Origin of the sequence: Ruminococcus sp. 5_1_39BFAA, from assembly GCF_964240875.1 — a bacterium.
GTDB lineage: Bacteria > Bacillota > Clostridia > Lachnospirales > Lachnospiraceae > Blautia_A.
This window is the reverse complement of sequence record NZ_CAXSVO010000003.1, coordinates 103,236-125,164: the sequence shown is the minus strand read 5'-3', so window position 1 is coordinate 125,164 and position 21,929 is coordinate 103,236. Positions and strand designations below refer to the sequence as shown.

The 21,929-nt window shown below is 47.0% G+C and carries 19 protein-coding genes; 18 read left to right on the top strand and 1 reads right to left on the bottom strand.

Annotated features, from left to right (window positions below; translation table 11 throughout):
• Positions 1-145: 145 nt before the first annotated feature.
• The 12 genes from ACESZH_RS05515 (at position 146) to ACESZH_RS05460 (ending at position 17,210) form a co-directional block, all read left to right on the top strand.
• The gene (locus ACESZH_RS05515) at positions 146-1,327 is read left to right on the top strand and encodes a S41 family peptidase (protein ID WP_373213393.1); all 1,182 of its coding nucleotides are present in this window, start codon (positions 146-148) and stop codon (positions 1,325-1,327) included.
• Between the two features lie 98 nt (positions 1,328-1,425).
• Positions 1,426-3,828, top strand: coding sequence for a leucine--tRNA ligase (leuS, locus tag ACESZH_RS05510; RefSeq protein WP_373213396.1), 2,403 nt, complete (start codon positions 1,426-1,428; stop codon positions 3,826-3,828).
• A gap of 223 nt (positions 3,829-4,051) precedes the next feature.
• Complete coding sequence (locus tag ACESZH_RS05505; protein WP_373213398.1) at positions 4,052-4,678, top strand: hypothetical protein; 627 nt, start codon at positions 4,052-4,054, stop codon at positions 4,676-4,678.
• A gap of 19 nt (positions 4,679-4,697) precedes the next feature.
• Entirely contained in the window at positions 4,698-4,910 is a 213-nt protein-coding gene (locus ACESZH_RS05500) for a helix-turn-helix domain-containing protein (RefSeq protein ID WP_373213400.1), read from the top strand.
• A gap of 74 nt (positions 4,911-4,984) precedes the next feature.
• The gene (locus ACESZH_RS05495; RefSeq protein WP_373213402.1) at positions 4,985-5,617 is read left to right on the top strand and encodes a TetR/AcrR family transcriptional regulator; all 633 of its coding nucleotides are present in this window, start codon (positions 4,985-4,987) and stop codon (positions 5,615-5,617) included.
• Positions 5,604-6,482: an ABC transporter ATP-binding protein gene (locus ACESZH_RS05490; protein WP_373213404.1), complete on the top strand. Its 879-nt coding sequence runs from the start codon at positions 5,604-5,606 to the stop codon at positions 6,480-6,482. Before ACESZH_RS05495 ends, ACESZH_RS05490 begins: the two co-directional genes overlap by 14 nt.
• Positions 6,479-7,264: an ABC transporter permease subunit gene (locus ACESZH_RS05485; protein WP_373213406.1), complete on the top strand. Its 786-nt coding sequence runs from the start codon at positions 6,479-6,481 to the stop codon at positions 7,262-7,264. The genes ACESZH_RS05490 and ACESZH_RS05485 overlap by 4 nt, the downstream gene beginning before the upstream one ends.
• Positions 7,265-7,469: 205 nt before the next feature.
• Positions 7,470-9,644 (top strand): glycogen/starch synthase, encoded by a 2,175-nt coding sequence (locus ACESZH_RS05480; RefSeq protein WP_373213409.1) that lies wholly within the window; start codon positions 7,470-7,472, stop codon positions 9,642-9,644.
• Between the two features lie 161 nt (positions 9,645-9,805).
• Entirely contained in the window at positions 9,806-10,717 is a 912-nt protein-coding gene (locus ACESZH_RS05475) for a DUF2935 domain-containing protein (RefSeq protein WP_373213411.1), read from the top strand.
• 3 nt (positions 10,718-10,720) lie between these two features.
• On the top strand, positions 10,721-14,611 hold the full coding sequence (locus tag ACESZH_RS05470; protein WP_373213414.1) for a multicopper oxidase domain-containing protein: 3,891 nt from the start codon (positions 10,721-10,723) through the stop codon (positions 14,609-14,611).
• Positions 14,612-14,774: 163 nt separating this feature from the next.
• A complete protein-coding gene (locus ACESZH_RS05465) occupies positions 14,775-15,923 on the top strand; it encodes an aldo/keto reductase (protein WP_373213417.1) in 1,149 nt (382 codons plus the stop codon).
• Between the two features lie 330 nt (positions 15,924-16,253).
• Positions 16,254-17,210 (top strand): DnaJ C-terminal domain-containing protein, encoded by a 957-nt coding sequence (locus tag ACESZH_RS05460; protein WP_373213420.1) that lies wholly within the window; start codon positions 16,254-16,256, stop codon positions 17,208-17,210.
• Positions 17,211-17,252: 42 nt separating this feature from the next.
• On the opposite strand, the gene ACESZH_RS05455 is transcribed toward ACESZH_RS05460, so the two are convergent.
• Complete coding sequence (locus ACESZH_RS05455) at positions 17,253-18,044, bottom strand: MerR family transcriptional regulator (RefSeq protein WP_373213423.1); 792 nt, start codon at positions 18,042-18,044, stop codon at positions 17,253-17,255.
• A 152-nt stretch (positions 18,045-18,196) separates the two neighbouring features.
• Here ACESZH_RS05455 and ACESZH_RS05450 point away from each other — a divergent pair, with 152 nt between their 5' ends.
• The 6 genes from ACESZH_RS05450 to groL all read left to right on the top strand — a co-directional run bounded on the left by ACESZH_RS05450 (position 18,197) and on the right by groL (position 21,906).
• Positions 18,197-18,496 carry a methyltransferase domain-containing protein gene (locus ACESZH_RS05450; RefSeq protein WP_373213426.1) on the top strand — a complete coding sequence of 100 codons (300 nt, stop codon included), beginning with the start codon at positions 18,197-18,199 and terminating at the stop codon, positions 18,494-18,496.
• Positions 18,432-18,887: a hypothetical protein gene (locus ACESZH_RS05445; RefSeq protein ID WP_373213429.1), complete on the top strand. Its 456-nt coding sequence runs from the start codon at positions 18,432-18,434 to the stop codon at positions 18,885-18,887. Before ACESZH_RS05450 ends, ACESZH_RS05445 begins: the two co-directional genes overlap by 65 nt.
• Before the next feature lie 61 nt (positions 18,888-18,948).
• Positions 18,949-19,077: a hypothetical protein gene (locus tag ACESZH_RS05440; RefSeq protein WP_373213431.1), complete on the top strand. Its 129-nt coding sequence runs from the start codon at positions 18,949-18,951 to the stop codon at positions 19,075-19,077.
• Positions 19,078-19,311: 234 nt separating this feature from the next.
• Positions 19,312-19,749 (top strand): Hsp20/alpha crystallin family protein, encoded by a 438-nt coding sequence (locus ACESZH_RS05435; protein WP_373213433.1) that lies wholly within the window; start codon positions 19,312-19,314, stop codon positions 19,747-19,749.
• A gap of 236 nt (positions 19,750-19,985) precedes the next feature.
• The gene (locus ACESZH_RS05430; protein WP_373213435.1) at positions 19,986-20,270 is read left to right on the top strand and encodes a co-chaperone GroES; all 285 of its coding nucleotides are present in this window, start codon (positions 19,986-19,988) and stop codon (positions 20,268-20,270) included.
• A 22-nt stretch (positions 20,271-20,292) separates the two neighbouring features.
• Positions 20,293-21,906, top strand: coding sequence for a chaperonin GroEL (groL, locus tag ACESZH_RS05425; RefSeq protein ID WP_373213438.1), 1,614 nt, complete (start codon positions 20,293-20,295; stop codon positions 21,904-21,906).
• Positions 21,907-21,929: the final 23 nt, after the last annotated feature.

The following is a 21,929-nucleotide window of genomic DNA, read 5'->3' as shown; positions in this document are numbered from 1 at the left end:
AGAGATATTGGCTGTCGAGGATCCGGCAGCCTTTTCTTTCATGTTATGCGAGAATGCGCACTGCGCGCAAGAGGAATATGGTTGCTGGCGTAACCGCGCTTCGGCGCGGGAATGTGTTATATCAGTAGATAGACAGGAGTATGGAATGACAAACAGGGAGTTTTTGAAGGGCGTGACAGTAGGAGCGCTTTTAACAGGCGCTTTGACAGTGGGAGGATTTACCGGATGGATGAAGGCATCTGCTTCCGATTCCGTGGTGAGCGATAAAAGTACAAAGGCAAAGCTGGAGTATCTGGAGAAGATCATAGATGCAAATTATCTGGAAGAGAAGGATGAGGAGGCGCTGGCAGAGGGCCTTTACACAGGACTGCTTTACGGTTTGGGAGATCCTTATTCGAGATATTACACAGAAGAAGAGTATGACCGGGAAAACAAAGAAAATGAAGGCTCTTATTCAGGAATCGGAGTTGTGATCACAGAAAACAGCGAAGGAGGCATCCTGGTGACAGAATGCTATGAGGGCGGTCCGGCAGAGCTGGCAGGAATGGAGGCTGGCGATGTGATCAGTGCAGTTGACGGAGAGGACATTACAGAAAAAACCACCGCCCAGGTTTCACAGATGATAAAAAATGATGAGGATGGAAATGTGGTTCTGACCATCCACCGCACGGATGTGGAAGAACCTCTGGAAATCACGGTTTCCGTTACGGATGTAGAGCTGCCTACCATTTATTCGGATATGCTGGAGGACCACGTTGGCTATCTGAGGATTTCAGAATTTGCCATGGTTACGCCGAAGCAGTTTGAGGAACAGTTTGGCGGACTTCAGGAAATGGGAATGGAGAAGCTGGTGATCGATCTGCGCTACAATCCAGGAGGCGTACTAAGCTCCGTGTGCGGAGTCCTGGAACAGATTTTGCCAGAGGGAATGATCGTTTATATGGAAGATAAATACGGCAACAGGCAGGAGCACACGTGTGAAGGAAAAACGCCTCTTGAAATCCCACTGTCTGTGTTGGTGAATGAAGAGAGCGCCAGCGCTGCTGAGGTTTTTGCAGGAGCTGTGCAGGATTATGGAATCGGCACCATTGTGGGCACCACCACCTACGGAAAGGGAATCGTACAGACGATCATCCCGCTCTCAGATGGAAGCGCCGTTAAGCTGACGACGGCGAAATACTATACGCCAAACGGAAATGACATCCATGAAGTGGGGATCAAACCGGACGTGGAGGTAAAACTTGACACAAGCCTTTTGAACAAAGAGAATATCAGCCGCGAGGATGATAACCAGCTTCAGGCGGCACTGAAGGCATTGGGAGAATAGAATGCCTGTAAATATGGGCTTTCCGGGCATTGACAAAAGGAAATGATTGGATTAGAATGAGTAGAGTTATGAAAGAATTTTGTATGGAGGAACCGCAAATGAGACACGATTTTAAGAAAATCGAACCGAAGTGGCAGAAAAAGTGGGAAGAAAAAGAAGTATTTAAGGCGGTTGACGGAAGCGACAAGCCTAAATTTTACGGCCTGGTAGAGTTCCCGTATCCAAGCGGTGCAGGTATGCACGTAGGTCATATCAAAGCCTATTCCAGCGTGGAGGTAATTGCGAGAAAGCGCAGGATGCAGGGCTACAACGTACTGTTTCCCATTGGCTTCGATGCCTTCGGTCTGCCTACGGAGAACTATGCGATCAAAACATCCACCCATCCGCGTATCATTACAGACCAGAATATCGAGAAGTTTTCCAATCAGCTAAAGAGTGTGGGATTCTCCTTTGACTGGAGCCGTGAGATTGATACGACCCAGGAGGATTTTTATAAATGGACCCAGTGGATTTTCCTTAAAATGTTTGAGAACGGGCTTGTTTTCCGTGATAAGACGCTGGTAAACTACTGCCCGTCCTGTAAGGTAGTTCTGTCCAACGAGGACAGCCAGGGCGGAAAATGTGATATCTGCCACAGCGATGTTGTGCAGAAATCAAAGGACGTTTGGTATCTGCGGATCACCCAGTATGCGGACAAGCTGCTGGAAGGACTGGATGAGGTTGAATATCCTGCAAATATCAAGCAGCAGCAGATTAACTGGATCGGACGTTCCGAAGGTGCCTTTGTAAACTTTACAGTGGACGGCATTGACGAGACACTGCGAATCTATACCACCAGACCGGATACCCTTTTCGGCGTTACTTTTATGGTTATTGCGCCTGAGCATCCTCTGATCGACAAATATGCGGACAGGATCGGAAACCTTGACGAAATCAAGGCATACCGTGAGGCATGTGCAAAGAAGACGGAGTTTGAGAGAACCCAGCTTGTCAAAGATAAGACTGGTGTAAGGATTGAGGGACTTGATGCTGTCAACCCGGTAAACGGCAAAAAGATTCCGGTTTATATTGCAGACTATGTAATGATGGGCTACGGCACAGGCGCGATCATGGCTGTTCCGGCTCATGATCAGCGAGACTATGATTTTGCGAAAAAATTCGGCATTGATATCATTCAGGTAATCAAAGGCGGAGACATCTCCAAGGAAGCCTATGCAGGAGACGGCGAGATGATCAATTCCGAATTCCTGAATGGATATACCAATAAAAAGGATTCCATCAAACGGATGCTGGAGGAAATTGAAAAGAAAGGCATCGGTGAGGCTGGCGTGCAGTACAAAATGAAAGACTGGGCGTTCAACCGCCAGAGATACTGGGGAGAGCCGATCCCGATCGTTCATTGCCCGAAGTGCGGCGATGTAGCGGTACCTTATGAGGAGCTTCCGCTTCGTCTGCCAGAGATTCAGGACTTCCAGCCGGGAGAGGACGGACAGTCACCTCTTGCAAAGATTGAGTCCTTCGTAAACTGCAAGTGTCCGAAGTGCGGTGCAGATGCAAAGAGAGAGACAGATACAATGCCTCAGTGGGCTGGTTCCTCCTGGTATTTCCTGCGCTATATTGACCCGCACAACAGCGAAGCACTGGCAGACAGAAAGAAAATGGACTACTGGATGCCTGTTGACTGGTACAACGGCGGTATGGAGCATGTTACCAGACATATGATCTATTCCAGATTCTGGCATCATTTCCTGTATGACATCGGTGTAGTGAATACTCCGGAGCCATACGCAAAGCGCTCCGCACAGGGCATGATCCTTGGCTCTGACGGGGACAAGATGAGCAAATCAAAGGGAAATGTAGTGGACCCGCTGGATATTGTGAAGGAGTACGGCGCGGATGCGCTTCGTACCTATGTACTGTTTATGGGTGATTACGGCGCTGCTGCTCCGTGGAATGACAGTTCCGTGCGCGGCTGCAAGCGTTTCCTGGAGAGGGTGGCAGGTCTGACGGATATTATGACCGAGGAAGCTTCTGCACCGGATATGGAAGTGAAGTTCCATAAGACCATTAAGAAGGTTACCTCCGATATTGAGGCAATGAAGTTTAATACAGCCATCGCATCCATGATGTCCCTGATCAATGACATCTATGCTGCAGGCAAGATCAGCAGAGATGACCTGATCGTGTTTATCAAGCTGCTGTGCCCGTTTGCACCTCATCTTTGCGAGGAGATCTGGGAGAGCTTAGGCGGAGAAGGCTTCCTGTCCCTGTCCCAGTGGCCGGAATACGATGAGAGTAAAACTGTAGAGTCTACCATTGAGATCGGTGTGCAGGTAAACGGTAAGGTCCGCGGCACCATTGTGATCCCGACGGGCTGTGATAAGGAAGAAGCATTGTCTATCGCAAAAGCGGACGAGAAAATTGCTGCTTTCATGGAGGGCAAAAATCTGGTAAAAGAGATTTATGTTCCTAATAAGATTGTAAACTTTGTAGTAAAATAAAGGATATACCCTGAAACGGCGCAGAGCCGTTGGGATAAAGAAATAAGCCCCGGCTGCATAGCATGTGTTATGTGGTTGGGGCTTTTTATTACTTCAAAATTTAACGATAATCATTAAAAATATATTGATATTCATGAATTCTCGTGATATAATCCAGCTATAAAAGGTGAGTCCATAAATAACAGGATATATTGTGACTGCTTAAGAAATAAGGAGGATTGAGATGAGAAAAAGACAGAAAAAAATGGAAAACCAGGAATATCCGGATAAGTGGCAGCTTCCTCACCATTATGTGTGCCAGTTATGTGCAGAGGCTGGGATGGTCTGGTTTGGTTTTTCACTGATTATGACAGTGGTCAGTATGATCCAACTATTTCGGCTTCCTGCGGGAGAGATCGTACTGGAAAATACAGGATACGCATATGAGTTTGCAAGCATGGGAGGGATTGTCCGTTGCGGGATGCAGTATCTGCCCATGTACGGAGAAATTGTAAGCAATAAAGCCTTCTGTGAGGCTTTTTTGGGACTTTCCATACTGGTGCGGGATATTCCCTATCTGGTGCTGCTGGCTTATCTGGCGAAATTGCTGAAGACGATCCGCAGCTCCCACTCACCCTTTGTGGCAAAGACAACGAAATATGCCAGAAGAGCCGGAATTCTGATGGTTCTCATGGGATTTTTGGAGAAACTGGTGATGCAGACCGGGATGGCTGCGATTGCCTATCATACGTTTTATATGAACAATCCATTTGTTCCCCAGTGGATACTGGCGGGGGTGATCGTCCTTCTTATGAGTGATATTTTTGAAAGAGGCTGTGAGCTTCAGCAGTTTTCCGATGAAACTTTATGATATACAGGAAGGTGAAAACATGGCAATAATATTACGGCTTGACCGTGTGATGGCAGACCGGAAAATGTCCCTGAATGAGCTGTCCGAAAAGGTAGGGATTTCCAATGTAAATCTATCCAATCTGAAAACAGGCAAGGTAAAAGCAATCCGTTTTTCCACCCTGGACGCTATCTGTAAGGTACTGAATTGTCAGCCCGGGGACATTCTGGAATATCAGGGGGAAGAAAAATAAAAGAAGGGGTCTTCTCACAAACGGTCAATGGGGTATAATAGTAATTGACCGGAACGGTTAAGGGAGGTACCGGAATGAATGAAAAGTTTTTTGCACTGCCAGAGGAAAAGCAAAAAAGCATTATGGATGCGGGCTACCGGGTGTTTTCTCAGAATTCGTATAAAAAGAGCCCTATGAGTGAGATTGCGGCGGAGGCAGGAATCAGCAAATCCCTGCTGTTTCACTATTTTTATAACAAGCGTGAGCTGTATCTCTTTCTCTGGGAAACATGCGGAGAGGTTACGATCCGGTATCTGGCAAAGTACGGCTGTTATGAGCAGACCGATTTCTTTGAGATGATGCTTCGGGGAATGCGGGCAAAGCTTCAGATTTTCAAGGAATATCCATATATGTGGACATTTGCAATCAAGGCATTTTATGAGAAGGATCCTGCGGTGCGCCCAGCCATCTGGGAAAGCTACCAAAAGCTGCTGAATTATAAGGCAGCGGATGTTCTGGAAAGCCTGGACGCAGAGCAGTTTCTTCCGGGCCTGGATCTTAAGATGATGTATCGTGAAATGTATCTTGCCACAGAGGGATATATGTGGGAAATGCTCAGAACAGACGCAACCATGGACGGGGATAAAATAGAGCAGGACTTTATGGACATGATCGCATTCTGGAAAAAGATATACCTGAGGAAAGAGGAAAAGGATGAAAGCAATTAAAACAGAAAAGCTATGCAAATATTACGGAAAGGCAAGGGGCATCACGGACTGCAGCCTGAGCGTGGAGCAGGGGGAGTTCTTTGGCTTTATCGGACCGAACGGCGCCGGAAAGAGTACCACCATCCGAACCCTTTTGGGACTTTTGAAGAAAACCAGCGGAAGCGGAGAAATCTTCGGCATGGACATTGAGAAGGAAAAAGAAAAAATACTGGATTGTGTAGGCTATCTGCCCTCTGAAACAGCATTTTACGCCGGAATGCGTGTCCGGGACTTGTTAAAGCTCTCCGCAGATCTGCGAAAAAAAGACTGCCGGGCAGAAGCGGAAAAGCTGTGTGAAAGACTGCAGCTTGATACCTCCAAAAAGGTGGAGGAGCTTTCCTTGGGAAACCGCAAAAAAGCTGGGATTGTCTGCGCCCTGCAGCATGATCCCGCGCTGTTGATCCTGGACGAGCCTACCAGCGGTCTGGATCCTCTGATTCAGAGAGCGTTTTTTGACATTCTGAGAGAGCGGAACCAGGAAGGGACTACTATTTTTCTCTCCTCCCATGTGCTTTCCGAGATCCAGAGGAACTGTACGAGAGCTGCCATTATCCGGGAAGGACGCGTGATCGCCTGTGACAGTGTGGAGGCTTTGGCAAGGACTAGCGCCAAAAGGGTTTCCGTGCATGGAGAAGTGGATCTGTCAGGGCTTAGCGGGCTTCGGGACCTGAAGCAGGGAGAGGGCAGCACAAGCTTTCTGTACAGCGGAAGTATGGAAAAGCTGCTGAAAGTCCTTTCTGTGGGAAAAGTCCATGATTTATCTATAGCAGAGCCGGATCTGGAGGAGATTTTCCTTCATTACTATACAGAGGAGGGAAAGAGATGACGATTTGGAAGCATGAACTGAAAACAGGGAGGATCTCACTGATTATCTGGTCCGCGGCAGTCGCCTTTCTCATGGCTGTGTGCATTTTGATCTATCCGGAAATGGCAGATCAGATGAGCGTGGTCAGTGCCATATTTGCCCGGATGGGCGGTTTTTCCCAGGCATTCGGAATGGATAGGATCAATTTCGGAGAGTTTATCGGATTCTTCGGAGTGGAGTGCGGAAATATCCTTGGGCTTGGCGGCGCTTTTTTTGCCGCTCTGCTTGGAGCTTCTGCACTTGCAAAGGAGGAAAAAGACCATACGGCAGAGTTTTTGCTGACCCATCCCAACAGCCGAATAAAAATCATCGGACAAAAGCTCTGCGCAGTATTTACGCAGATTTTAATCCTCAATGCAGTGGTGATCGTGATCACAGCAATTTCGGTACTGCTCATTGATGAGACAGTGGACGCTGGTCTTTTGGCACTTTTATTTCTTGCATATTTTATTATGCAGATCGAGGTGGGGGCGATCTGCTTCGGCATATCAGCCTTTGTACGCCGGGGCGAAATCGGCTTGGGACTGGGCCTTGCAGCAATTTTTTATTTCCTGAACCTCATAGCCAATCTTACGAAAAAAGCCGAGTTTTTAAAATATATCACCCCCTTTTCCTATGCGGAAAGCGCGGATATCATAGCCAATGAAGCCTTAAGCGGAAAATATCTGGCTGTGGGCATTGCCTTTGCCATTGTCGGGATCGGGGCGGCATTCTGGCAGTATGGCAGAAAGGATATTGCGTAGATTTTTATAATCTGTCAGCTTGGCTGTATAGGAAGGTATTGCTGGGTTTAAACTATGAAAAGGCACATAATTAAAATTATTCGTATATTTGCCTGTGGGTAGTATTTGTGGTATACTTACTGATAAACAGAACTATTAAATTGTGCTTCAGTCATAAAATAGTGTTTTAAGAACCATTTATTAGGATTATTTTTGGAGGTGCCACATGACAAAAAAGGCAGTAGAAAAAACTACGACTACGAAAAAAGCTCCGGCGAAAAAGCAGACTAAGAAAGCTGTATCAGAAGCAGCTTCTGTAGAGAGCAAGGCAGAAGCAGTGGAAGAGCCGAAAGCTGAAAAAGCCAAAGTCGAGGAAACGAAAGCGGCAGCCGTTGAGAAAGTTAAAGCAGAAGAGCCAAAAGCTAAGCCAGCCAAAGAGGTGAAAGCAGCAGAAACCAAGACTGCTAAGCGTGCCAGAAAGGTGAAAGCAGAAGAACCCAAGGTCGAGCCGACCAAAGAGGTGAAAGCAGAAGAGCCCAAGGCTGAGGCAGCCAAAGAGGTCAAGGCAGAAGAGCCCAAGGCCGAGGCAGCCAAAGAGGTGAAAGCAGAAGAGCCAAAGGTTACGAAGCGAACCAGAAAGGCTAAAGCAGAAGAGCCCAAGGCTGAGCCAGTAAAGGAGGCCAAGGCAGAGGAGGCTAAAGCTGAGCCTGCCGGAGAAACCAAGGAAGAGCCAAAGGCTGAGCCTGCTAAAAAAACAAGAACAAGAAAATCCAAGACAACAACTGCTGAGAAGGATAAGACGGAAAAGCCAAAGAAAAATACTGCCAGGAAAACCAAACCAGAAAAATCCGAGGAAAAACCTGCAGAGAAAATCAAAGACGAAGAGCCCAAGGCTGAGCCTGCTGAAGCACTGAAAGCAGAAGAGCCAAAGGCAGAAGTCTACACCACACCCAGAAGGAGTGTTGCTTTCATAGGCTCAGAGTGCTATCCGTTTGTAAAGACCGGAGGCTTGGGAGATGTTATGTATGCACTTCCCAAGGCATTGGTAAAACAGAATTGCGATGTGAAAGTAATTCTTCCACGTTACAAATGTATTCCATGGAAATATCAGGAGAAAATGGTATACAGAGGTTCCTTCGAAATGGATTTATGCGCCGATGGAAAATCCTATTATGTAGGAATCATGGAATATGTCTGGGACGGCGTAGTCTATGACTTTATTGACAATGAAGAGTTTTTCAGCAGCGGAAATCCATATACCAATCTGGTGGATGATATTCCGAAATACTGCTACTTTGCAAAAGCAGCACTTGCTGTATTGAACTATTTGGATTGGACTCCGGATATTATTCATTGCCATGACTGGCAGGCTGCGTTAGTTCCTGTATATTTGAGAACGTTGTTCGAAAATACGAAGCTGGCTTCCGCAAAAACCATTCTGACCATTCACAACCTGCGGTTCCAGGGAATTTATAACATCCCTACGATCCGGTACTGGTCAGGACTGCCGGATTATGTATTCAACAAGGACGCATTAAAAGAAGGATATGAAGACGCCAATATGTTAAAAGGCGGTCTGACATATTCCAATATCATTACAACTGTCAGCGACACTTATGCAGGTGAGATCCAGACACCATACTACGGCGAAAAGCTGGATGCCCATTTAAGATATCATTCCGGCAAGCTGAGAGGCATTGTAAACGGTATTGACTATGATATCTGGAATACATACACCGATTCCAGATTGTATGAAAACTATGATATCACCAATGTATTAGATAAGAAAAAGGAAAACAAACAGAAGCTGCAGGAAGAGCTGGGGCTGGTTCAGGATGACCACAAATTTGTCATCGGACTGATTTCCAGACTGACAGACCAAAAGGGACTGGATCTGGTCAATGCCATTATTCCGCAGATCATGGATGAGCATACGCAGATCGTCGTGCTTGGTACCGGAGATGCAGTATATGAGGATTCCTTCCGGTATTATGAAAACGCTTATAAGGGAAATGTGTGCTCCAATATCATGTATGATGAGACAAGAGCTCATAGGATCTATGCAGGTGCGGATGCCCTTCTGGTACCTTCACAGTTTGAGCCTTGCGGATTAACGCAGTTGATCGCCATGCACTACGGTACTGTCCCGATCGTTCGTGAGACAGGCGGATTGAAGGATACGGTAGAGCCGTACAATATGTATTCCAATACTGGAAATGGCTTTACCTTTGATTATTATGACGCCGGCTTATTGCTGGATGCCATCAACAGAGCAAAATCCCTGTATTTCACAAACCGTTGGTGCTGGGATGAAATGGTCCAGAGAGATATGGATAAAAACCTGTCCTGGGATAATTCCGCAAAGCAGTACAAAGATCTGTATTTGGAATTAACCTGGTAAAGGTTACAGTGGCTGCACATGAAGCCCAGACAATAGAAACTATATATGAGAATCCGGAGCAGGGAAATTTGCTCCGGATTCTTTTCATATACCATAAAACTCCCCAAATTAAAATATCTGCATATATTATAGAGAAACATCATAATAAGGTATGCAAAAAAATGAGAGAATATGTATCAGTTTCTTTGGAAACTCATTTGTTTTTCGGAAGAATTATGAAAGAGCATGCATTGTTTCTTCTGGCGGCTTTTCCGGCAGGGGAGACGGCATATAGAAGCAGAGCAGACTGGTTCCGCATGCAGTTCGAAAGAGCGCTGGAGCGTGCGGTCCGGCTTGCTGACGGAATGGTGGGAAGTGAAATCCTGCGCTCCGGAGAAGTCACGACGGAGTTTACGGAAATGGCGGAACAGCAGACGAGAAGGCTGACAAAAATACCCATTGATATCCGGATCACCCGGGCAGAAAAGCGGCTGCGGGCAGGCTTTGCAGAATGTCATGACAGAAGAATGGTACAGCAGGTACGACAGCTGAATCAAAATGTCCTGCAGCTTTTAAACGGTCTGATCATGTTAAAAGAGCAGATTCTGCGGGAAGTTTCCGCATGCACACTGTATACGTCGAACTATCCGCTGCTGATCGAGCACATTCTCCGGGAAGCAAAGCTCTATCGGCAGATCATCACGGTGCTGGAGGAAAAAGGATGTATGCCTCACGAAGATTTAAAAGAGGCAGAAATGTTCTGGAACCGGATCATGATGGAGCACGCATTGTTTATCAGGGGGCTGCTTGATCCGACAGAATGTGAGCTTATAGAAACAGCGGATGCTTTTGCCGGGGATTACTGCCGTCTGCTGGAGGAAGCGAGAGAGCAGGATTGCCGGACCATGGACAAATTGACGAGAAAGACATTGGAAACAACGGAGAAGTACCGGGATTTTAAGACTGCAGGTGCGGAAGGGATCACAGGCTGTGGCATACGCTCCGTGACACTGCCGCTTCTGGCAGATCATGTGCTCCGGGAGGCAAATCATTATCTTCGCATCCTGGAAAATACAGGGAAAGGGAGGGTATAAGCAATGGAATTATGTCAATATCCCAACCCAAATAAGACCAGGAATTTCACCATAGAAGCGATACAGCTTCCTATTGTATATAACCGGTACGGTGATCATGACCCAAACGGTCTGATGTATGTGCTGGAAAAGGATGCCCGGAGGATTCAGGAGGAAGCTGCCAGAAGATTCCGGCAGTCACCGCCCCAGCCCTATGAGGAAGTGCAGCCTTTGGTACTCCGCGTGAATCTCGGAGATACGGTCAAGGTATGCTTCCGCAATTCTCTGAACCGCAGGCTGTCCATCCATGTGCAGGGGCTGTCGTATGATGTGATGACTTCGGACGGCACCAGTACGGGATTTAATCAGGACAGTACCACAAGCCGGGAGATCCTTTACACATGGTATGCAGATACGGAAGGTGTATTTTTATTCCATGATATGGCGGACGCCAGAAGCAGTGAAGATGCCACAAATGTTCATGGATTGTTCGGAGCGGTGATCGTAGAGCCGCCCGGGGCAAAATGGTTTGATCCACAGACAGGAGAAGAAATGGAAAGCGGTCTGATGGCGGATATTTATCAGCCTGGAAAACCGGCCTTCCGGGAATATTCCGTGTTCTTCCATGATGAACTGGAGATCCTGGATAAGGACGGAAATCAGCCCATGGACCACCGGACGCATCTGCTTTCGTCTACGACGGCGATCAGCTACCGCTCGGAGCCTATGAGAAACCGGATGCCGCTTACCCACGATCCGGCAGATTCGGGAGAGGATATATCTATGAGCTCCTGGGTATATGGTGATCCGGCACCGCCCATTCTCAGGGCTTATGTGGGAGATCCGGCAAAAATCCGTCTGGTACACGGGGGAATTAAGGAAACACATGTGTTCCATCTTCACAATCACCAGTGGAGGCTGGAGCCAGAAAACCCGGTTTCTACGATCATCGACTCCATTACCATAAGTCCGCAGGAATGCTATACGCTGGATATCCTGTATGGAGCAGGAAGCAGGAACGGGGTCATCGGTGATGTGATTTTTCATTGCCATCTGTATCCTCATTTTCATGAGGGAATGTGGACTTTGTGGAGAATCCATGACCGTTTGGAAGATGGAAGCGGAAAATTGCCGGATGGAACTCCTGTCCCGCCGCTCCTGCCGCTGAAGGACCGTAAGCAGCCGCCGAAGAAGGATGAACTTCATCCGGGATACCCCAATTTTATCTGCGGAGAGGTAGGAAAACCACCGCGTCAGCCGCCTTGCGGTGTATTGGATGCGGAGGGAAATATCGTGGAATGCCCGACTCCTCTGGAAAAAGCAAATTTCGTGGAAAATGCCGCGCCCGGCGCATTGTACACAGACACTTGCCCCTGCCATACTGTGGGAGATTGTGACTGCTGCAAAGAATGGGAGTGCGAGAAAGAGTGCGAGAAGGAGTGCAAGAAAGAGTGCGAGAAGAAGTGCGAGAAGGAATGCAAGAAGGAGTGCGAATACATGAAGAAGCAGGAATGCGGGAAAGAAGAGGAGTGTGACAAAGAGCAGGAAGGAGATATGGGGAGTGCACATGATATAGAGTGCAAATGCGATGACTGCAAAAACTGTCCGAAAGTATGCGAACAGTGCAGAAACGTGAGAGTCTTTGAGATCGCCCTGGTGCAGGCGAAGCTCACTTACAACCGATATGGGTGGCACGACCGGGAGGGACGATTCTTTGTCCTGAAAGAAGAGCTGGAGCGGTGTGGAGGCCTGGATTCCTATATCCGTATGGTGGAAGAACAGAAAATTAAGGTAGAACCTCTTGTAATACGTGCAAATGCAGGAGATTGTATCGAACTGCGCACCACAAACCTGCTGCCGGAATTTCTGGAAGCGAATGCATTCCAGCTCAGGACCATAACAGACATTGCCGGGCATCATGTGCATTTGGTGAAATTTGACACCATTACCTCCGATGGAGCGGCAAACGGCTGGAACAACATTGCAGGAGCAAGAAAATGCGAAACCCTGGTAGAGCGCTTTTTCGCAGACGAGGAATTGCGGACCGTATTTTTCCATGACCATCTGTATGCCAACGCACATCAGCTGCACGGAGTATTCGGTGCGTTGATAATAGAGGAGGCAGGCGCCACCTTCCACAATATACGAAATGGAAAAGAACTGCGCTTTGGAACTCAGGCAGTCATCCGAAGGAGAGACGGCACATCCTTCCGTGAGTTTGCGCTTTTTGTCCACGATTTTGCCTTTCTATTTGATAAGGACGGAAAACCTCTGAATCCTCCGGAGGTTCCGGGTTCTCATGATGATCCGGGAGTGATGGGGATCAACTACCGTGCGGAGCCCATGAGGGAAAGGCTGAAAAAGCATGAGGACCCGGCTTATATTTTCAGCTCCTTTGTGCATGGCGACCCGGCAACGCCTGTTTTGGAAACCTATCCGGGAGACGAGATCATGATCCGGCTGATTGATGGTGCCCATGAGGAGCAGCATGTGTTTAATGTAACCGGAATGTCATGGAGAAAGGAATTGGCAGATGAGCAGTCACCGCTGGCTGCGTCCCAGACGATTGGTGTCTCGGAGGCATTTAACTTAAATATCAAAGAGCCCTATCAGGCAGGCGATTATCTGTACTATTTCGGCGGCACTGACGATGTATGGCTTGGACTTTGGGGAATCATCCGGGCTTATGATAAATATCAGAAGCATTTAAAGCCCCTTTGCAAAGGAAAGGATATGCTTTGTCCCCTTCCACCGTGCCCGGGAAAGGATGACGTGGTAAGGCGGTATGAAGTGGCTGCGGTTCAGACTGATTTGGTATATAACCGATATGGGGATCATGACCCGGACGGACTGATCTTTGTCCCGCTGGAGGATGTGGATCTGGTATTTGCCGGGAAATATAAGCCGAAGCCATTGATATTGCGCGCAAATGTGGGAGACTGGCTGGAGGTTACGCTGCATAATGTATGGAATCCGGACCATCCGGTACCCTATTTCGATTATCCAAGGGTGCCGCTGGACTTCCGGCACAAGCCCTCTAACAGGGTTTCTCTGAATCCTCAGTTTCTTCAGTATGACCCGGTCAGCGATTCGGGGATCAATGTGGGATACAACCCAAAAGAGCAGACAGTTGGGCCCGGTGAGAGCAAGCGTTATCTCTGGAAGGCTGACCGTGAATACGGAGCATGTATTTTGCAGTCCTTTGGGGATATGCGAAATCACAGGTATCACGGACTGTTTGGAGCTGTGATCGTAGAGCCTGCAGGAGCAAGCTGGTACGAGAATTTTACGGGAAAAAGGAATACTTTTGCGGAGCAGGCGGTGATCACGGCACCGGGAACAGAAAGCTTCCGGGAATATGTACTGTTTATCCAGAACGGAATCCGTCTTTTGGATGCGCAGGGCAATCTCATCCAGACTGCGGCTGCGAACAGCGAGGAGCCCGTTGATCCGGAGGATACAGGAGAAAAGGGTTACAACTATCGTTCAGAGCGGTTTGCAAACCGTCTTAAGAGGGATTCGCGGGTGTGGAAGGTGTTCAGCAGCAGGATCCACGGTGATCCCGCCACACCGATATGGAAAGCCTATTCCGGTGACCGGGTGATTTTCCGGACCATGATGCCAGCGGATAAACCCAGAAATGTGTCGTTGACGATTCATGGGCATTTGTGGAGAGAACAGCCGAACGATGCGTTCTCAAGAGAGATTCCCCTCCAGGGAGGGATCAGTGTGGGCAATCGCTTTGACATGGAGCTGAAAGGCGGCGCCTCCTGTCCGGGAGATTATCTGTACCGCTCCGGAAGCCTGGGATGGGATGTGGAATCCGGCATGTGGGGAATCTTCCGTGTGATGAAACGCTCCATCCGGTGCAGGTGCAAGGATGCGTGCGGAAGAATCTTAAGATGCATTAGATAAAGAAGGGATAACGAAAAACGGGGAGCTGCTGCAGCTCCCCATTTTTCACTGGCGCTGTTTACATGAAAGCAGATAAATGGTACAGTAGTAAAGGAAAAATGTACGGCTTTATGCGCTAAAGCAATTCATACAAAACGATCATGAAAAAAAGGAGAAATCAACTATGAATTACCGTGATTTGGGAAACACTGGTTTAAAGGTAAGCGAGATTGGCATGGGATGTGAAGGCTTTGGGGAAAATAACTGCGAAAATGCGCAGCTTCTGTTTGATACGGCGGAAGAAAGCGGCATTAACTATTTTGACCTTTATACATCTGATCCTGCAATACGAGCCAGCGTGGGAAAGGCACTGAAGGGAAGAAGAGACAAGTTTATCATTCAGGCGCATATCTGTTCCATATGGAAAAACGGACAGTATAAGCGAACACGGGATATTGAGGAGGTAAAAGCAGGCTTTCAGGAATTGCTTGCTCTTTTGCAGACAGATCATATTGAGGTGGGAATGATCCACTACGTGGATTCCATGAAAGACTGGGAAAACATTGCAAACGGCCCGGTGCTGCAGTATGTGCGGGACCTGAAAAAAGCAGGAGTGATCCGGCATATAGGAATGAGCAGCCATAATCCCAGAGTTGCACTGGAGGCGGTAAGAAGCGGTGCCATCGAGGTTCTTATGTTTAGTGTGAATCCCTGCTATGATCTGCAGCCTGCCAGTGAGGATGTGGAAGAACTGTGGCAGGAAAAGAATTATGAGGCCCCTTTGGTGAACATGGATCCGGAACGTCAGGAGCTGTATGAGGTCTGTCAGCGTATGGGAGTGGGGATCACCGTGATGAAGGCTTTCGGGGGCGGCGACCTGCTGGACGGAGCATTGTCACCAGCCGGAAAAGCCCTGACTGTGAACCAGTGCCTGCATTACGCGCTCACCCGTCCCGGAGTGTCAACCGTTCTTGCCGGAGCCCATTCCGTAGAACAGCTTAAAACCAGTCTTGCCTATGAAGATGCCCCTGATGAAGAAAAGGATTACGCTCTGGCATTTGCCGCGTTCCCGAAAATCAGTTGGAAAGGTCACTGCATGTATTGCAGCCATTGTGCGCCCTGTCCAAAGAAGATAGACGTTGCAGATGTGACAAAGTTTTTGAATCTGGCAAAGGCGCAGAAGGAAGTGCCGGAAACTGTCCGTGAGCACTATGAAGTCCTGGCTCATCATGCAGGAGAGTGTATACAGTGTGGTTCCTGTGAGACACGGTGCCCCTTTGGTGTTCCCATTATGGAAAACATGAAGGCGGCAAAGGAGATTTTCGGAAAATAGGCTTACTGTTTTGCAAGCCGGACAAGCCTGCAAAAGTAAACATTTCACATATAGTTCACAAATGAATTAGCACTCGCACTTGACAAGTGCTAAAAATGGAGTTATTATAGTACAAGTAGAACAAAAGAAGCTGAGTGCTTACCCTGCAATCCCGAAAAAGAACCAAAGAAACCGGAAGCAGAAAAAGAAATACATTGCCATGGAGGGTTAATTGGCACCTCTTTATATATGGGACTGCATGATTACAAAATGTAACATGCAGTCTTTTTATTTCAAAGGAAAGTAATCCATCAGGAGAATTGCAGAAAATTTGTGAAAGGAGAATGACGTATGGGAGCAAAAAGAGACTACTATGAAGTTTTGGGAGTAAATAGAAATGCAGATGAAGCGACCATTAAAAAGGCATACCGTAAGCTGGCAAAAAAATATCACCCAGATACAAATAAAGGAAATACTGCCGCAGAGGAGAAATTCAGAGAAGTGACAGAAGCCTATGAGGTATTAGGGGATGCGGAAAAGAGAAAAATGTACGATCAGTTTGGAAACGCCGCATTTGACGGCACTATGGGTGCCGGAGATGCTGGATATCAGTCAGCAGGAAACAATGGAGGAAGCTACCGGGAATTCCATTTTGAAGGCGGAAATATGGATGACCTGTTCAAAGAATTCTTCGGAGACGGATTCGGAGGAACAGGCAGCTTCCACAGCGGCTTTCAGGGGGGCTTTGGCACAGGAGGAAGCGGCTTCGGCACCGGCGCAAGAGGCGCAGACATTACGGCATCCCTGCAGGTGAGCTTTGAGGAAGCTGTCTTCGGATGTGATAAGGTGATCTCTTTCCAGGATGAGAATGGTCGTGCCCAGTCTATAAAGGTCCACATCCCTGCAGGCATTGACAATGGAAAGAAGATCCGACTGAAGGGAAAAGGCAGAGAAGGTCTTTATGGCGGTGAGACAGGGGATCTTTTACTTGAAATCTCAGTTGCGCCGAAAGACGGATACGAAAGGAAAGGCAACGACATTTACACAAGTGTACAGATCCCCTACACAACCGCAGTTTTTGGCGGAGAAGCCCTGGTACCCACCCTTTACGGAAATGTTAGCTGCCGCATCAAGGCAGGAACCCAGTCCGGCTCCAAGATCCGGCTCAGGGGAAAAGGTGTTGCCTCCATGAATAATCCTTCCGTAAAAGGGGATGAATACGTAACCGTACAGATCCAGGTCCCTCGGACACTGAACGCGGCCGCGCAGCAAAAGCTGAGGGAATACAAGGCGGCTGCAGGATTATAAAAATGAGAATGAAAACCCAAGATACGGCGTGCGGCTCCCGCTTCAGGGTAACGCCTCCGGTATCTGTATTTCACTGTGCCTGCCGTTTAAATACATCTTATTTAGCAGCATATTGGATATGATGACATTTCTTTTGCTGAACTGAGGAAAGTTTTCAGCAAGAAGCTTTGAGAGATCTGTTTTGGAGGTCAGATCGACCTGCAAACAGAAATATTTGGCTTTGGGAAGGTGAAGTATCCGGCTATCGTTCTCAACTGGGTGAAGAACCTGGACAAAAAAGGAGAACGATGCAGGTGATGCTTCACCGTCAACTAAAATTCCGGCGGGAAATACCGGGACCATATTCAGATCCTGAGCATATTGAAATAAATCCATAGCTGTTTTTTCTTTCTGTAACAGATCATTCCAGTTTCCACAAAATGTTTTTATAAAAAAGTAGCGTTCTTCGATCTCATGTGAGTAAATCCCCTGATGATCGCTGTACTGTTGATTCCGCTCCAGAGCCTCTAAATTGAATTGTGTCAATTCCAGACCAGTCTGCATATCGGCAATTTTTTCCTGCATGACACGTTTGCCGTCCTCAAAGATCTTTCTTCCATCTAATCTGCCATTTTCATCAATATAATGCTTTAGATTTTTCAGAGGTATGCCAAGCTTGATACAGAGGGTAATGGTATCCAGCAGATCAAGCTGCTCCGGCAGGTAATATCTGTATTTGGTCTGCGGATCGATCCATGCCGGCATCAGAATTTTCAGCTTTTCGTAATATCGGATTGAGTTGGCATTTACATTTCTTAGTCTGGCAAATTCATTAATTGTTAGATAATCTTTCATTCACCGTATCTCCTTGTGACATAAAAATCAGCCCATATTTTCTTGACCTTATTATTATAACAAGGTTTATTATAAAAGTAAATGTCTGCGTATACGGCATTACCAGGTAATATGCGACAGAAAGTAAACGATAAGGAAGGTTGGTGAAAAGAATGAATACGTGCAGCTGTGAAAAAGATATGTGGAATATGGTTTATTCTGAGAGTGAGCCGGTTGACCTGAGAAATGTAACGCTTCGTGTAGAACCGCTGTTTGATACATGTTTAAAGATGCTTGCAAGTAAAACAGACAGGGTACTGGACTTTGGATGCGGGACAGGGGATATTCTGTTTCAATATGTCCAGTGCAGCAAAAAAGGTCGGGGTGTTGGCGTTGATGTGGCGGAGAATGGAATCAATTTTGCAAAAAAAGACTGCAAAATTGAGTGGTTACCGGAATGTTCATTTTTTTGAAGGAGATGAAAACTTTCTTGATACCTTTGAGGAAGAACGGTTTGATGGGATTATCCTCTCAAATGTGCTGGATGTTATGACCGAGGATGTGGGATACCATACATTAGTTAATCTGGACCGTGTTTTGTGCGATGGAGGATATTGGTTTATAAAGCTGAATCCATTCTACTCCAAGGAAGAATTGCAGGCCATGAACTATGAAGAAATGGGAGAGCATATGTACGGGGAAAAAGGAATTCTGCATCTGAAGCAGGAATCCACGCCCTATTGGATGAAGGTCTTTGGAGAAGTGGGCGAGGTGGAACGGTACGTGGAATTTCCATATGAATGGCAGCCTGGAATGAACCGTATTTTTCTTGTGAAGAAAAGGAGCAGGAAAAATTGTGCTTGACCTTATTATTCTAATAAGGCTTATGATGAAAAAAAGGATATACAGGAAAGGTGGTATAAATATGGATGCAAATGCAAAAATAAAATTACTTGAGTCAAGATTACAGACGATCACAGCCAGAGGAAAAGACTGTCAGGGAGTGTGCAGAAGAATACAGCGGGATATCAGAAACCTGAAAAAGCAGTTATAGGGTTCGGTTCATCGACAGCTTTTATTCATACACATTTAGCGGACACAGATTCTTCACAAATAAATTAGCACTCGACTCTTGACAGTGCTAACAACATATGTTATAGTACATATAGAACAAAGGAACAGAGCAAAACAAAAAAGTTCAATCCAAAGTTCATTGCACCCTACATTATGGAACTGTTCCATAGTGCTGATGAATAAATAGTTGATTTGATGAAAGGAGAAATGACTTATGTTAATGCCTAGTATTTTTGGAGAAGATTTATTTGATGACCTGATGGATTTTTCATTCCCGAGAACAACCAGAGTTATTCACGGAGGAAACACACAGAATGTGATGAGAACCGATGTGAAGGAGACGGATCAGGGATATGAGCTTGATATCGATCTCCCGGGATTTAAAAAGGAAGATGTTAAGGTACAGTTGAAGAATGGTTACCTGAACATCCAGGCAGCACAGAACAGGAACAACGACCAGAAGGACGAGGATGGAAAATACATCAGAAGAGAACGGTTCTCAGGAGCGGTGAGCCGGAGCTTCTATGTGGGAGAGAAGGTAACAGAAGGTGACATCCACGCGAAGTTTGAGAATGGAATTCTGAAACTGACCCTGCCAAAGGCAGAAAATCGTAAAGTAGAACAGGAAAATTGTATCGCAATTGAAGGCTAACTAACACCGGAGGGCATTTCCATAAGGAGCGTCCTCCACAGGACCGCAGGCTTTGCCGCAGGTTCCTCCTAAAGGTTGGGGCTGTTGTACAGACTGATCAGATCAGATGTACGCAGCCCCCTTATTAAATTTATTCCCGCGGGCAGCGAGACAGGCGCCCGATTTCGCACGAACATATGACTTTGAAAAAAGCATGGATTTTATACAGTGATCATTGGAAAGGCATGGTGAAAAAAATGACGATAAAACCATTGGGAAATAGAGTTGTACTGCAGCAGAAGAAAGCAGAGGAAACAACAAGATCAGGAATCCTCATCCCGGACAGCGCAAAGGAAAAACCGCAGGAAGCGCTTGTGGTAGCAGTGGGACCGGGAAAATATACAGATGGGAAATTGACGGCTGTTTCCGTTAAGGAAGGGGACGCGGTTATCTATAAAGAATATGCAGGTACGACCATCAAGATTGGAGACGAAGAATATACCATTGTCTCTGAGGACGATATTATCGCAAAAGTAGAATGATCAGGAAAGAAGGATAAGGATTATGGCGAAAGATATTAATTTTAACGAAGATGCAAGAAAGAAAATGGAAGCAGGTGTGAACAAGCTTACGGATACAGTAAAGATCACTTTGGGACCGAAAGGACGGAATGTGGTTCTGGATAAATCTTATGGAACCCCTCTGATCACTAATGACGGCGTAACCATTGCAAAGGAAATCGAACTGGAAGACCGCTATGAGAATATGGGCGCGCAGTTGGTAAAGGAAGCGGCCACAAAGACTAATGATGTTGCCGGAGATGGAACCACCACCGCAACAGTTCTGACACAGGCTATGGTCAATGAAGGCATGAAAAATATCGCTGCCGGGGCAAATCCCATCATTCTGAGAAGGGGAATGAAAAAAGCTGCAGATTCTGTGGAAAGATCTATTATGGGCATGAGCCATCCGGTTACAGGCAAAGATCATATTGCAAGAGTAGCTGCAGTTTCTTCCGGAAGCGATGAAGTGGGGCAGATGATCGCGGACGCCATGGAAAAGGTTGGAGAGAACGGCGTTATTACCATCGAAGAATCCAAGACCATGAATACGGAAATTGAAGTCGTGGAAGGAATGCAGTTTGACAAAGGCTATCTTTCCGGATATATGTGCAATGACAAAGAGAAAATGACGGCAAATATGGAAAAGCCGTACATCCTGATCACAGACAAAAAGATTTCCAATATCAAGGATATTCTGCCGCTGCTCGAGCAGATCATGCAGGCAGGAAGCAGACTGCTTATCATCGCGGAGGATGTTGAGGGCGAGGCTCTTACCACATTGATCCTGAATAAATTAAGAGGAACTCTGGATGTTGTGGCAGTAAAGGCTCCGGGATATGGAGACAGCAGGAAGGAAATGCTGGAGGATATCGCGATCCTGACAGGCGGGCAGGCGATCCTGGACGACCTTGGAATACAGTTGAAGGATGTTACCATGAATATGCTTGGACGTGCCGCGTCCGCAAAGGTGACAAAGGACGATACGGTTATTGTTGGCGGAGAGGGCAAAAAATCAAAGATCAATGATCGCGTAAACCTCATCCGCAGACAGGCTGCAGAAACGACCTCCGAATATGATAAAGAAAAGCTTGTGGAACGTATCGCAAAACTGAGCGGCGGTGTGGCAGTCATTAAGATCGGCGCTGCTACGGAAACAGAAATGAAGGAAGCAAAATACCGTCTTGAGGATGCGCTGAATGCAACCAGGGCAGCCGTTGCGGAAGGCATCATAGCAGGCGGCGGCTCCGCATATATCCATGCCCAGAAGGAGCTGAAGGAAGTGATCAACCTTCTGAGCGGCGATGAAAAGACAGGCGCCCAGATCGTGGAGAAAGCGCTGGAAGCACCTCTGCGCGCTATTGTGGAAAATGCAGGGCTTGATGGAGCTGTGGTGATCAACAAGGTAAAGGAAGCCAAAGCGGGGATCGGATTTGATGCGTCAAAAGAAGAATATACGGATATGATAAAAGCAGGGATCATTGATCCGGTAAAGGTTACAAGAAGTGCCTTAAACAACGCGGTAAGCGTGGCATCCACGCTTCTTACAACAGAGGCGGCTGTGGCAGATATCAAAGAAAAAACACCGGCTGCTGCGGAAAATCAGGAAATGTACTGATAAAGCAATAGAGGGATGGTTGC

Coding starts and splice junctions, on each gene's coding strand:
- groL (WP_373213438.1), top strand. CDS start 20,293: ATGGCGAAAGATATTAATTTTAACGAAGATGCAAGAAAGAAAATGGAA.
- ACESZH_RS05470 (WP_373213414.1), top strand. CDS start 10,721: ATGGAATTATGTCAATATCCCAACCCAAATAAGACCAGGAATTTCACC.
- ACESZH_RS05430 (WP_373213435.1), top strand. CDS start 19,986: ATGACGATAAAACCATTGGGAAATAGAGTTGTACTGCAGCAGAAGAAA.
- leuS (WP_373213396.1), top strand. CDS start 1,426: ATGAGACACGATTTTAAGAAAATCGAACCGAAGTGGCAGAAAAAGTGG.
- ACESZH_RS05505 (WP_373213398.1), top strand. CDS start 4,052: ATGAGAAAAAGACAGAAAAAAATGGAAAACCAGGAATATCCGGATAAG.
- ACESZH_RS05455 (WP_373213423.1), bottom strand. CDS start 18,044: ATGAAAGATTATCTAACAATTAATGAATTTGCCAGACTAAGAAATGTA.
- ACESZH_RS05450 (WP_373213426.1), top strand. CDS start 18,197: ATGAATACGTGCAGCTGTGAAAAAGATATGTGGAATATGGTTTATTCT.
- ACESZH_RS05485 (WP_373213406.1), top strand. CDS start 6,479: ATGACGATTTGGAAGCATGAACTGAAAACAGGGAGGATCTCACTGATT.
- ACESZH_RS05440 (WP_373213431.1), top strand. CDS start 18,949: ATGGATGCAAATGCAAAAATAAAATTACTTGAGTCAAGATTACAGACG.
- ACESZH_RS05435 (WP_373213433.1), top strand. CDS start 19,312: ATGTTAATGCCTAGTATTTTTGGAGAAGATTTATTTGATGACCTGATG.
- ACESZH_RS05475 (WP_373213411.1), top strand. CDS start 9,806: ATGAGAGAATATGTATCAGTTTCTTTGGAAACTCATTTGTTTTTCGGA.
- ACESZH_RS05460 (WP_373213420.1), top strand. CDS start 16,254: ATGGGAGCAAAAAGAGACTACTATGAAGTTTTGGGAGTAAATAGAAAT.
- ACESZH_RS05495 (WP_373213402.1), top strand. CDS start 4,985: ATGAATGAAAAGTTTTTTGCACTGCCAGAGGAAAAGCAAAAAAGCATT.
- ACESZH_RS05480 (WP_373213409.1), top strand. CDS start 7,470: ATGACAAAAAAGGCAGTAGAAAAAACTACGACTACGAAAAAAGCTCCG.
- ACESZH_RS05445 (WP_373213429.1), top strand. CDS start 18,432: ATGGAATCAATTTTGCAAAAAAAGACTGCAAAATTGAGTGGTTACCGG.
- ACESZH_RS05515 (WP_373213393.1), top strand. CDS start 146: ATGACAAACAGGGAGTTTTTGAAGGGCGTGACAGTAGGAGCGCTTTTA.
- ACESZH_RS05500 (WP_373213400.1), top strand. CDS start 4,698: ATGGCAATAATATTACGGCTTGACCGTGTGATGGCAGACCGGAAAATG.
- ACESZH_RS05490 (WP_373213404.1), top strand. CDS start 5,604: ATGAAAGCAATTAAAACAGAAAAGCTATGCAAATATTACGGAAAGGCA.
- ACESZH_RS05465 (WP_373213417.1), top strand. CDS start 14,775: ATGAATTACCGTGATTTGGGAAACACTGGTTTAAAGGTAAGCGAGATT.